Raw genomic sequence first — 12,365 nt, forward strand, 5'->3', positions numbered from 1 at the left:
CATGACGGCGATCGCAGTGTCGGCCCGCCGCGGGCGGACGAGGAGCCTGCCGGCCACCCCGCGCTACGTCGCGGGCCGGCTGGGCCAGGCCGTGCTCGCGCTGTTCGGCGTGACCACCATCGTGTTCTTCGCGCTGCGCCTCTCCGGCGATCCGGCGCGGCTGCTCGTGCCCGAGGGCGCCACGGCGGCCGACATCGAGCGGGTGCGCGAGCAGCTCGGGCTCAGCGATTCCCTGTGGCACCAATACCTTTCGTTCCTCGGCAACGCCGTGCGCGGCGACCTCGGGTACTCCTACGTGCAGAACCGGCCGGCGACGGCGCTGATCGCCGAGCGGCTGCCCTACACCGCGAACCTCGCGGTGGCCGCCCTGATCTTGTCGGTGGTGTTCGGCGTGGTCGTCGGGGTCGTCACGGCACTCAAGCGCGGCCGCTGGCAGGAACGCGTGCTCATGCCGATCGTCCTCATCGGACAGGCGATGCCCGCGTTCTGGACCGGGCTGCTGCTCGTGCTGGTGTTCTCGGTGGCGCTGCGCTGGCTGCCTTCCACCGGGTACGACGGGCCGCTTTCCCTGCTGCTGCCGGCCGTCACGCTCGCCTCGCTGTCGGCGGCCGCGATCGCGCGGGTGACGCGGGGCGCGGTACTCGAACAGCTGTCCCAGGACTACGTGCGCACCGCGCGGGCCAAGGGCGCGAGCACCACGCGGCTGGTGCTGCGCCACCTCGCGCGCAACAGCGCGATCCCGGTGCTCACGGTCGCCGCGCTGGAGCTGGCCAACCTGCTCGGCGGCGCGGTGGTGACCGAGGTGATCTTCGCGTGGCCGGGCATCGGCCAGCTGACGATCCAGTCGGTGTCGGCGCGTGACTTCCCGGTGGTGCAAGCGATCGTGCTGTTCGCCTCTGCGGTGTACATCGTGATCAACCTGCTCACCGACCTGCTCTACGGCGTGATCGACCGGCGCGTCGCCACCGGTGGCAACGGAGGTGCGGCGTGAAGCGGCGAGCGATCGTCATTCCCCTGGTCGTGCTGGCGATCTACGTGCTGGTCGCGGTGTTCGCGCCGGTGCTGGCGCCGTTCGACCCGGACAAGGTCACGCTCGCGCAGCGGCTGCTGCCCCCGGGCGCGCACCACTGGCTCGGCACCGACGCGCTCGGGCGCGATGTGGCGTCCCGCGTCATCTACGGCACACAGGTCTCGCTGCTCGTGGCGATCGGCGCCGTCGTGGCGGGTGGTGTGGTCGGCATCGCGCTCGGCGTGCTCGCGGGCTGGCGCGGCGGCTGGCTCGGCGCGGTGATCATGCGCCTGGTCGACATCGTGCTGTCGGTGCCGTTCTTCCTGCTGGCGATCCTCGTGGTGGCGGTGCTCGGGCCGAGCCTGCTCAACGTGGTGGTGTGCCTGGCGCTCGTGCGCTGGCCGCGCTACGCCCGTGTCGCCCACTCCGCGACGCTCCAGGCCCGCGGCCGCGGGTTCGTCCGCGCGGCCACGGCGACCGGCGCGCCCGCGTGGTGGATCGTGCTGCGGCACGTGCTGCCCGAGGTGCTGCCGGTGTCCATTGTGGTCGCCACGCTGGAGCTGGGGCTCATGGTGATCTACGAGGCCTCGCTGTCGTTCCTGGGCCTCGGCGTGCAGCCGCCCACCGCCTCGTGGGGCTCGATCCTCTCCGACGGCCAGCAGTACATCGCCTCGGCGTGGTGGCTCGCCACCTTCCCTGGCATCGCGTTGTTCCTGCTCGTGCTGGCCGTGAACCTGCTGGGCGACGCGGCCCGCGACCGACTGGACCCGGCGAAACGCGCCGAGCTGCCGCGACCGCGGCTGCTGCGCAAGATGGCGAGGCAGACCGCATGACCCCCGACTACCGAGGCGAGTTCACCGGCAAGCGCGTCGTCATCACCGGCGCGGCCGGCCTGATCGGCACGTGGACGGCCGAGGCGTTCCACGCCGAAGGCGCCGAGTTGGTGTTGTCCGACAACCGGCCCGGGCCGGTGAAGGAGCTGGCCGACCGGCTCGGCGCGCACGCGGCGGTGGCCGACCTGACCACCGGCGCCGGCGTCGAAGAGCTCATCGCGGCGATCGACGAGCGCTGGCCGACAGCCGACATCCTCGTCAACAACGCCGGCATCTACCCGCGTACGCCGGTCGCCACCACCGAGCGCGAGACGGTGGAGACGATCTTCGCCGTCAACGTCCTCGCGCCCTACCAGCTGGCACGCCACGTGATCGCGACGATGACCGCGACCGGTACGCAGGGCTGCATCGTCAACCTGTCGTCCGGCGCGGCGAAACGCCCGACCCGCACCGGCGGCGTCTACTCCGCGAGCAAGGCGGCGCTGGAGATGCTCACCCGGTCACTCGCCCTCGAAACGGGCGAGGCCGGGATCCGCGTCAACAGCGTGGGCCCCGGGTTCGCGCCCGGCAGTGAGGTCAGCGAACTGCCGGAGGAGCACGTCGCCAAGATGCGCCGGGCGATCCCGCTCGGGCGCACGTCCGGCCCCGGCGACGCGCCGTCGGCGATCCTCTGGCTGTGCTCCGGTGCCGCGTCGTTCGTCACCGGCACCACAATCGACGTCGACGGCGGCCGCACCGCCGGCGACTTCACCCCCTCCGGAGGCACGTCGTGACCTACCCCTGGCCCGGCGGCGCCCGCGCGGCCGTGTGCTTCACGCTCGACTTCGACGGCGAGTCACCCCACCTGTGGCGCACCCGCGAAAACCCGCCCGCCTCCGTCGGTGAGCTGGAACAGCGGCGCTACGGGCCGCGGCGCGGGATCCACAACCTGCTGTCCATGATGGACAACCTGCACCTGCGCGCGACGGTCTTCGTGCCGGGCTGGATCGCCGACCGCTACCCGAAACAGGTGGCCGAGGTCCACGCCCGCGGGCACGAGCTGGCTCTGCACGGCTGGTGCCACGAAGCACCGACGGGCCTGACGCGCGACGAGCTGCGCCGCACGCTGGCCCGCGCCGCGGACACGCTCACCGCGATCACCGGCGAACGGCCGGTCGGCTACCGCTCCCCCAGCTGGGACATGACCACCGACGTCTTCCCCGTCCTGCACGAGCTCGGCCTGACCTACGACAGTTCGCTGATGGGTGACGACCGGCCCTACCTCGTCGACGACCTCGTGGAGGTCCCCGTCGACTGGGCCACCGACGACGCGCCCTACTACCGCTACGTCGGCGGAGATCCGCGGCCGCCCACGACCACACCCGAAGTGCTGGCCGGCTGGGCCGCCGAGATCGCGGCGGCCAAGAAGCTCGGCTCGCTGTGCATGATCACCGTCCACCCGTGGCTGTCGGGCCGGCCCGCCCGCGTGACCACGTTGGAAGCGCTGCTCGCCTCCGTCGTCGCCGACAACGACCTGGTCACCGCAAGCGCCGCTGAGCTCGCCGCACACCACCGCGAGCACGGCACCGGATACGAAGTCCCCCTCGAAGAGTTGGGCAGGCCCGGTCATGACTGAGCTGCTGGAAGTACAGGACCTGAAGGTCTCCTTCGGCGCCGGGCGTGATGCCGTGCGCGGGGTCGACCTCACCGTCGGCCGCGGCGAAACGCTCGCCGTGGTCGGGGAATCCGGGTGCGGCAAGAGCCTCACCGCGCTGTCGCTGCTCGGCCTCGAACCCGCCGCCGCGCAGGTGACGGGGTCGGCGACGCTGGCCGGCACGGAGCTCATCGGCCGCGGTGAACGCGAGCTGCGGCGTCTGCGCGGCACCCGCGCGGCGATGATCTTCCAGGACCCGATGAGCTCGCTGAACCCGACCACCCGCATCGGCACGCAGATCGCCGAGGTGCTGGCCATCCACACGCCGATGCGGCGCTCGGCCCGGCTGCGCCAGGCCGTCGAGCTGATGGAGTCGGTCGGCATCACCGACGCGGCGGCGCGGGCGCGCCAGATGCCGCACGAGCTGTCCGGCGGCATGCGCCAGCGCGTGATGATCTCGATCGCGCTGGCCGGCAGTCCCGAGCTGCTCATCGCCGACGAGCCGACCACCGCGCTCGACGTGACCGTGCAGGCTCAGGTCCTCGCGCTGCTGCGGGAACGCACGCGGGACACGGCGCTGCTGTTCATCACGCACGACATGGGCGTGGTCGCGGAGATCGCCGACCGCGTGGCGGTGATGTACGCCGGGAAGGTCGTGGAGACCGGCACCGTGCGAGAAGTCCTCGAAGCCCCGCGCCACCCCTACACCGCGGCGCTGCTGCGCTCGGTGCCCGATCCCGACCGCCCGGCGGCCGGGGAACTGCCCACCATCCCCGGGCAGGTCCCCGCCGTCGGCGCGGTGCTCGAAGGCTGCCCGTTCCGGCCCCGGTGCGACCACGCCGACGACACCTGCGCCACCGCCCCGTCCCTCGTCGAGGGTGTCGCCTGCTGGCACCCGGTGTCCCGCGAATCCCAGGAGGTGGCGTGATGACGGATCTCGTGGTCGCGGAAGGACTGGTCAAGCGCTACCCGGTTCGCGGCGGCACGGTCGCGGCCGTCGACGGCGTCGGCCTGAGCATCGAACGCGGCACCACGCTGGCGCTCGTCGGCGAGTCCGGCTGCGGGAAGTCGACCACCGGGCGGCTGCTGCTCGCGCTGGAACGGCCCGACGAAGGCAGTGTAGAGATCGCCGGGCAGGCCGTGCACTCGATCGGCAAGAAGCAGCTGCGTGAGCTGCGGCGCACGATGCAGCCGGTGTTCCAGGACCCGTACGACTCGCTCAACGGCCGCATGACCGTGGGCCAAATCGTCGCGGAACCCCTGCGCGTGCACCACTTCCGCGGTGACCTCGACGCGCGGGTGCGGGAGCTGCTCGAAGCCGTGACGCTCGCCCCGGAACTCGCGGGGCGGTATCCGCACGAACTCTCGGGCGGGCAGCGCCAGCGCGTGGCGATCGCGCGGGCCATCGCGCTCGACCCGGAGTTCCTCGTGTGCGACGAGCCGGTGTCCGCTTTGGACGTCTCCGTGCAGGCGCAGGTGGTGAACCTGTTGCGGCGCCTGCAGGACGAGCGCGGCATCACCTACCTGTTCATCAGCCACGACCTCGCGCTGGTGCGCCACCTCGCCCACCGCGTGGCCGTGATGTACCTCGGCCGGATCGTGGAGGAGGGCGAGACCGAGGAGCTGTTCGCCGACCCGCGCCACCCGTACACGCAGCTGCTGCTCGCCGCCGCGCCCCGGCCGCGCGTGCGTGACCACGACCGGCAGGAACCGGTGGAGCAGCTCGGCGAGGCCACGAGTGCGCTGACGCGCTCCGGCGGCTGCTCGTTCGCCCCGCGCTGCCCGCTGGCCACGGACCGCTGCCGCACCGAAGATCCCGCCTTGCGGCCGCTCGCGGACACGCGCGCCGCGGCGTGCCACTACGCGGAGACCGCACGGGTCGGGGCCGCATGATCACTCGCGACGAGTACGGAATCCCCTCGGTGGTGGCGGAAACCGAGGACCAGGCGTGGTTCGAGCTCGGCCGTGCCGCCGCCGAGGACCGGCTGTGGCAGCTGGAGTACGACCGCCGCCGCGCCCGCGGCCGCTGGGCCGAGGTCGTGGGCGAGCCGGCCGTGGCCGCCGACCGGCTCGCGCGCCGGCTGCGCCTCGCCGACGCCGCCGACCGCGACCTGGCGGCCATGGACCCCGCCACGCTCGCGACGTTCGAGCACTACGCGGCGGGCATCAACGCCCACGTCGCCGAGCACGGCGCCGGCGTCGAGCACGAACGCGGCGGCATCGGCTGGGAACCGTGGACGCCACGGGACTCCCTGCTGATGTTCAAGATCCGCCACGTGCTGATGGGCGTGTGGCAGTACAAGATCGCCCGCGCCGTGCTGCGCGCGACGGCCGGCGCCGAGGTGGCCGCGAAGCTGGACCCGCGGCCGTTGCTGGGCATGCGCGTGACGGTGCCGCCGCTGGGCCGGGTCGACGAGGCCCGCGCGAAGCTGTTCGAGCAGGCGCGCGCCGACGTCGAGGCGGCGGCCGAGCACCTCGGGTTCCTGAGCGAGTCCGAGGGCGGGTCCAACGCGTGGGTGCTCGGCGGCAGCCGCACCGCGAGCGGGAAACCGTTGCTGGTCAACGACTCCCACCGCGCCCTCGACGTGCCGAACACCTACTGGCAGGCCCACGTGCGCTGCCCGGAGTTCGCGGTGTCCGGCGCGACGTTCCCCGGTCTTCCGGGCTTCCCGCACTTCGGCCACAACGGCCGCGTCGGCTGGGCGATCACCAACGCCGCTGCCGACGCGCAGGACCTCTACGTGGAGCACTTCCGCGGCGAGCAGGTGCGCACGGCCGACGGCTGGGCGGACGCGTCCGTGCGCGACGAGGTCATCCACGTCCGCGACGGCGAGGACCGCGTCGAACGCTGCTGGCTGACCCCGAACGGTCCCGTCGTGCACGGCGATCCGGCGAGCGGTGCGGCCCTGTCGCTGCGCTGGACGGCCACCGACGGCGCGTGCCAACAGTTCGGCGTGCTGCGCCGGATGCTGCTCGCCCCCGACGTACCCACGCTGCTCGACGCCCAGGACGGCTGGGTCGACCCGGTCAACAACCTCCTGGCCGCCGACAACAACGGACACGCCGGGCACATCGGCTACCTGCTGCGCGGGCAGCTCCCGGCGCGCGACAACCACGCCGCGACCCAGCTGCCGGTGCCCGGCTGGGAGATTGCGCACCGCTGGCGCGGCCGCGTGCCGTTCGGCGAGATGCCGCGGACCGAGGACCCGCCGGAAGACCTCATCATCACGTCGAACAACACGGTCACCGCCGCGACGCACCCGGTCGTTTCCCACGCCGTCAACGACTCCTACCGCTCCGAGCGCATCCACGAGCTGGCCGCCGCGGCCGGCCCCGCGACCGCCGACGACATGCGCGCGTGGCAGGGCGACACGACGTCGGTCGCGGCCCGGCGCTGGGCGGAGCTGCTCGACGGGCGCGGCCCGTACGGTGCTTTTTCCGGAGACGCGGAGCAAGCCCGCGCCGTGATCGTGGCCGGCCGGGGCGACCTCGGGCCCGGCGAGACCACGGGGCTCGTGCACGCGTGCTTCCGCCGCGAGGTCGCCGCGCGCGTGCTGGACGCCGAGATCGGCGCGGACACGCGGGCGTGGCTGATGAAGTGCGGGCTGCCGGGCATGCCGGTGGTGCTGCGCCGCTGGTTCGCGAGCCTGACCTGGCCGCGCGAGAGCGAGTGGCCCGCCGAGCGGCTCGGCGACGACCTGCTGGCCGACGCGCTCGCCGCGGCCTGGCGCCGCGTGGCGGAAACAGGTCCGCGGCCGTGGGGCGAGGTCCACCGCACGGCGGCCAAGCACCCGCTGCACCCCGTGGCCGGCGCGGAGTTCGACCCGCCGGCCGTCGGCATCGGCGGCGACAACGAGACGATCCAGAACGGCGCCTACGGCTGGGCCCCGGGCGGGCGGTTCGACATCACCAACCTGTCGGTCTACCGCCAGGTACTCGATCTGGCCGATCTCGACGCCTCCGGCTGGGTGATTCCGGGCGGAGCGTCCGGCCCGCCCGGTTCGGCGCACTATTCTGACCAGCTGATCTCATGGCAGCGCCACGAGCTCGTCCCGATGCACCCGACGGGAGCCACAGCAACCACAGCCACGATCGAGGAGCCGCGACCCGGTGACTGACCAGCCCCCCGAACCGGCCAGCCTGGTCCGCACCGCGTACCGGGCGATCCGCGAGGCTGTGCTGGACCGGCAGCTGCTGCCCGGCGAGCGGGTGACGGTGCGGCCGCTGACCGAGCGGCTCGGCATCTCGCCGACGCCGGTCAAGGCCGCGCTGGCGATCCTCGAACGCGAGGGGTTCCTCGTGGCTCGCCGGCACTCGGGGTACTTCGTCGCCGAGCTGACCGTCGCGGACATGCGCGACATCTACGAACTGCGCTCCGCCGTCGACACGCTCGCCGCGCGGGACATCGCCCGCACGCAGCCGGCGGAGCTGCTCGCCCGGCTGACCGAGCTCGTCGCGGGCCAGCAGGCGGCCCTGGCCGCGGGCGACGTGCCGCGCTACGCCGAGCTCGACCGCGAGTTCCACGCCCTGATCTGGCAGGGCTCGGCCAACCGCCGCCTACTGGCCATCGCCGATCTGCTCGGCGCGCAGCTGCAGCTGGGCCAGAACGTGACGATCACCGTCCCCGGCCGCCCCGAGGCCAGCCTCGACGAGCACGGGGAGATCCTGGACGCGCTGCGCTCCGGCGACACCGCGGCCGCGGAACAGGCAACGCGCCGGCACGTCGCCCAGGTCATCCGGGCGCTGGAGTCGGCGCTGCCCGAATAACGACACACGGAGGTGGAGCACGTGGACTTCGGGCTGACCGAAGACCAGGAAGCACTGCGCCGCGGCGCCCGCGAACTGGCGGCGAAGTTCCCCGACGAGTACTGGGCGCGTTGCGACGCCGAGGGTGAATTCCCGTGGGCCTTCTACACCGCGTTCGCCGACGCCGGCTGGCTCGGCATCGCGATCCCCGAGAAGTACGGCGGCGGCGGGCTCGGGATCTTCGAAGCCGCGCTGCTGCTTGAAGAAATCGCGGCGTCCGGCGCCGGGATGAACGGGTGCAGCACCATGCACCTCACGATCTTCGGCCTCAACACCATCGTGAAACACGGCAGCGCCGCCCTGCGCGAGGAAATCCTCCCCCGCGCCGCCGACGGCTCGCTGCACGTCTGCTTCGGCGTGACCGAACCCGACGCCGGCACCGACACCACGCGCATCCGCACCTTCGCCCGCCGCGACGGCGACAGTTACGTGATCAACGGCCGCAAGGTCTGGATCACCAAGGCCGGCCAGTCGCAGAAGATGGTGCTCATCGCGCGCACCACCCCGCTCGAGGACGTCGAGCGGCCCACCGACGGCATGTCGTTGTTCCTCGTGGACGTCGATCCGGAAGCGATCACGCTGAACGCGATCCCGAAGATGGGCCGCAACGCCGTCAGCTCCTACGAGGTCGCGATCGACGACCTGCGCGTGCCCGCGTCGGCCCGCATCGGCGAGGAAGGCCAGGGTTTCCGCTACCTGCTCGACGGGCTGAACCCCGAACGCATCCTGCTCGCCCACGAAGCCCTCGGCCTCGGCCGCGCCGCCGTGGATCGCGCCGTGGCCTACGCGCGCGAGCGCATCGTGTTCGACCGGCCGATCGGGCAGAACCAGGGCATCGCGTTCCCGCTCGCCGAAGCCCAGACGCGCCTCGACGCCGCCGCGCTCATGGCCCGCAACGCCGCGTGGCGCTACGACAAGGGCCTCTCGTGCGGCCGTGAGGCCAACATGGCCAAGTGGCTCTGCGCCGACGCGGGGTTCCAGGCCGCCGACCGCGCGATGCAGACCCTCGGCGGCATGGGCTACGCGAAGGAGTACCACGTCGAGCGTTACTTCCGTGAAGCCCGCCTGCTGCGGATCGCGCCGGTGAGCCAGGAGATGGTGCTGAACTACGTCTCCACGCACGTGCTCGGGCTGCCCAAGTCGTACTGAGACCGAAACGCCGAAGCGGTCCCACCCGGGGGATGCCGGGTGGGGCCGCTTCGGTTTTCCTGGCCGCGCCTAAATCTTCGGCAAGGCCACGTCGTTCACCGTGGCCGTGCCCGCCGTCACCTTCACCTGCCGGAACTGCGGCTGGTACCCGTTGGCGGCGACCGTGACCATCAGCGGGTTGTAACCCTTGTCCAGCCACAGCCGGTAGTGGCCCTGCGCGTCGGTCTTGAGGGTGTACGAGACCTGCCCGCACACTCCATTGTGGACCATCGTGCAGACCTGCACCGTGGCGTCGGCCACCGGAGCACCGGACGCGGTGTCGGTGACCGTGCCCGTGAGCTCACCCCACGCCTTGGGCGGCGTCGCCTGCAGCGTGACGGGCACGGCCGCCACCGCGTAGGGCGAGTCGGTGTCGAGCGTGATCGTCGCCGTGTACTTGCCGGGCTGAGTGACCTTGCCGGAGTCGACGGTCACCGCGACCTTCGCGGTGGCGCCGGGTGCGAGGTCCAGCTCGGTGCTGCCTTCGGAGAGCCAGCCGGCGTCGTCGTCACCACACTGGTCGTAGCCCGGCAGCATCGCCGTGGTGCGCAGCGCCGGCACGAACGAACCGACCTGGTAGAGCGCACACGCCCCGCGCCCGCCGCCGTAGTACTCCTGCGGCAGGTCCGGCAGCGACGACCACTTGTCGCTCACCGGGTCGTACTCGATGGTGTGCGCGGTCTCGCCGGCCTGGGAGACGACCGTACCGGTGCCGGTCTCGCCACCGGCGAGCTGCAAGCGGCCGTTCGCCCCGCTGTAGGCCATCTGGGAGACCTCGTACGGCGCGTCGGCCACCTTCGTCCACGCGGCGCTGCCCGGCTTGAACACGTAGGTCGACTTGATGTTCGTGACGCCACCGATGTACCCGCCGGCGCACACGATCTCACCGTGGATACCGGCGCAAGCCGCGTCGCTCTCGGCCTCCGGGTAGTCGGGAAGTGCCGACCAGGCGTTGCGCGCCGGGTCGTAGACGAACGCCGTCTTCACCGGGTCCTTGCCGCACACGCTCGCGCAGCCGCCGACCACGTACAGCTTCCCGCCGAGCGTGGCGGCGGTGGCGCCGTAGAGCTTCGCCGGCAGGTCCGCCAGCCGTGACCAGGTGTTCGTCTGCGGGTGGTAGGCGTACGTCGTGGACAGGAGGCCGGGCATCCCGGCCCCGCCGACGACGTACAGCGAACCGTCCAGGAACGCCGCCGCACCACGCATCACCGGCTCCGGCATGTCCGCGATCGGCGACCACGCGGCGGTGACCGGGTCGTAGACGTAGCTGCGGGCCGAGGGCGAGAGCATGTGCATGGGCATGCCGCCCGCGCTGTAGATCTTGCCCTGGTAACCGCCGAGCGCGCTTTCGTAGGTGAACTCCGGGACGTTCGCCAGCGGCTGCCAGCCGGCCGCCGCCGACGGGTCGACCCCGGTGAATCCGGTGACGTGCTCGCCGAGCGACACGTGCACCGGTGCCGTGCCGGTGTTGGTGAGCTTCACCGTCTGGTTCGCGACCTGGCCCATCGTCTTGCTCACGGCCAGCGCGGTCGAACCGACCGCCAGCTGCCCGGCCTTGAGCTTGACGTCCAGGCGGGCCACGGAGTTCAGGCCGGTTGTCGTCGACAGCGCCGGCGACGAGTACCGCGGCAGGCTCGCCGTGTACTGGTGCGTACCGGTGCTGTCGAACAGCTCGTAGAAACCGTCGGGCAGAGCCGCGTCGTCGGGCGTCGGGGTGCTCACGGCCGAGCGGGCCGTGGCGGAGTCCGCCACCGTCACGTCGTTGCGAGCCTCACCGGTGTTGGCGTCGGTCACGACCCCGGCGACCAGGCCGCCCTCGGTCGGGGTGCACGAGCCGACCACGACGTCGTCGAGCTCCGCGAGCGAGTTGCCGGCACCGCTGAAGTGGAACCGCACGCGCACGTTGTCCTTGCCCGCGGCCTGCGGCAGCGGGATCGACACCCGGGTCTGCAGGAGATCCGTGGTGTGGTGCGCCAGCGTGGTCCAGGTGGCGCCGCCGTCGAGGGACAGGTCGGTGTCGAACACGCTGTCCCCGTCCGGCACGTACAGCCCGCCGAACGACAGCGCGGGAGCGAGGTCACCGCTCAGGTCGAGCACCGGCGACACGAACTCGGTGTCCTCCGCCTTGCCGTCGCGGGTGATCGGGCTGGCGATGGCGTAGTTCCCGGTGCCGATGAAGTTGAACAGCTCGATGCCGTTGTCGAACGACCAGCCGGCCGACGCGGTGTCGGTGATCGTCCAGCCGTCCTTCGGCGTGGTGCCGAGCCAGCCCTCGAAGTTCGTCAGTGCGGCGTGGCCGTAGCCGAGCGCACTGCAGGCCTGCTGATCGGCGGTGGCGGTGAAGTTCTGCCGCACGCTCGAATCGGCGACGCTCACCTGCCGGTCGATCGGCTGGTACCCGGGCTGCACCGCGGAGACGTGCAGCTGGTAGTCCGCGTTTTGCGGCAAGTCAAGACTGTAGCGGCCGGTGAACGGGTCGGTGAAGATCGCGCCGGCGGGGTAGCCGTCCACGGTGATCTTCGCGTACAACGGCCAGCCGTGGCCGGAGCCGTCGGTCACGGTGCCCGACACCGCCTGCGTGGCGATCTTCGCGACGGCGTAGTCGGAGGTGGTGGCCTGACCGTCCACGAGGGACAGCTCACCGCTGCCGTTCTCGTAGCCGAAGCGGGTGACCGCGATCTGGTAGGAGTCGGCGGCGACTGCGAGGTGGTAGGCGCCCTGCGCGTCGGTCGTGGCGTGGTAGACGTTGCCGGTGCCCTTGCCGGTGGCGGTGATCGTGGCGCCGGCGATCGGCGTGCCCTCGGTGTCACGGACGTGCCCGGTGACCGTCCCTTGTGGAGTGTAGGCGAGCGTGGCGACGCCGTGGGGCGAGCCGAGGCCGGTCGGGCCGTCCCAG

At 72.1% G+C, this 12,365-nt stretch carries 10 protein-coding genes; 9 read left to right on the top strand and 1 reads right to left on the bottom strand.

The features are described from left to right. Position 1 precedes the first annotated feature (1 nt). Genes ABZU76_RS49885 through ABZU76_RS49925 form a run of 9 tightly spaced genes read left to right on the top strand, consistent with a single transcriptional unit; the run spans position 2 to position 9,430 of the window. Positions 2-991: an ABC transporter permease gene (locus ABZU76_RS49885; protein ID WP_354885030.1), complete on the top strand. Its 990-nt coding sequence runs from the start codon at positions 2-4 to the stop codon at positions 989-991. Then, the gene (locus tag ABZU76_RS49890; protein WP_354885033.1) at positions 988-1,842 is read left to right on the top strand and encodes an ABC transporter permease; all 855 of its coding nucleotides are present in this window, start codon (positions 988-990) and stop codon (positions 1,840-1,842) included. The genes ABZU76_RS49885 and ABZU76_RS49890 overlap by 4 nt, the downstream gene beginning before the upstream one ends. Next, positions 1,839-2,615: an SDR family oxidoreductase gene (locus tag ABZU76_RS49895; protein ID WP_354885036.1), complete on the top strand. Its 777-nt coding sequence runs from the start codon at positions 1,839-1,841 to the stop codon at positions 2,613-2,615. Before ABZU76_RS49890 ends, ABZU76_RS49895 begins: the two co-directional genes overlap by 4 nt. Next, a complete protein-coding gene (locus tag ABZU76_RS49900) occupies positions 2,612-3,457 on the top strand; it encodes a polysaccharide deacetylase family protein (RefSeq protein WP_354885039.1) in 846 nt (281 codons plus the stop codon). Before ABZU76_RS49895 ends, ABZU76_RS49900 begins: the two co-directional genes overlap by 4 nt. Beyond that, positions 3,450-4,403 (top strand): ABC transporter ATP-binding protein, encoded by a 954-nt coding sequence (locus tag ABZU76_RS49905; protein WP_354885042.1) that lies wholly within the window; start codon positions 3,450-3,452, stop codon positions 4,401-4,403. Before ABZU76_RS49900 ends, ABZU76_RS49905 begins: the two co-directional genes overlap by 8 nt. After that, on the top strand, positions 4,403-5,368 hold the full coding sequence (locus ABZU76_RS49910) for an oligopeptide/dipeptide ABC transporter ATP-binding protein (RefSeq protein ID WP_354885045.1): 966 nt from the start codon (positions 4,403-4,405) through the stop codon (positions 5,366-5,368). Before ABZU76_RS49905 ends, ABZU76_RS49910 begins: the two co-directional genes overlap by 1 nt. After that, positions 5,365-7,593 carry a penicillin acylase family protein gene (locus tag ABZU76_RS49915; RefSeq protein WP_354885048.1) on the top strand — a complete coding sequence of 743 codons (2,229 nt, stop codon included), beginning with the start codon at positions 5,365-5,367 and terminating at the stop codon, positions 7,591-7,593. Before ABZU76_RS49910 ends, ABZU76_RS49915 begins: the two co-directional genes overlap by 4 nt. After that, entirely contained in the window at positions 7,586-8,242 is a 657-nt protein-coding gene (locus tag ABZU76_RS49920) for a GntR family transcriptional regulator (RefSeq protein ID WP_354885051.1), read from the top strand. The genes ABZU76_RS49915 and ABZU76_RS49920 overlap by 8 nt, the downstream gene beginning before the upstream one ends. A gap of 21 nt (positions 8,243-8,263) precedes the next feature. Beyond that, a complete protein-coding gene (locus tag ABZU76_RS49925; protein ID WP_354885054.1) occupies positions 8,264-9,430 on the top strand; it encodes an acyl-CoA dehydrogenase family protein in 1,167 nt (388 codons plus the stop codon). A 69-nt stretch (positions 9,431-9,499) separates the two neighbouring features. On the opposite strand, the gene ABZU76_RS49930 is transcribed toward ABZU76_RS49925, so the two are convergent. Further along, the coding region (locus ABZU76_RS49930; protein WP_354885057.1) for a carboxypeptidase regulatory-like domain-containing protein at positions 9,500-12,365 on the bottom strand (2,866 nt) is incomplete at its 5' end.

Origin of the sequence: Amycolatopsis sp. NPDC005232 (assembly GCF_040607795.1) — a bacterium.
GTDB lineage: Bacteria > Actinomycetota > Actinomycetes > Mycobacteriales > Pseudonocardiaceae > Amycolatopsis.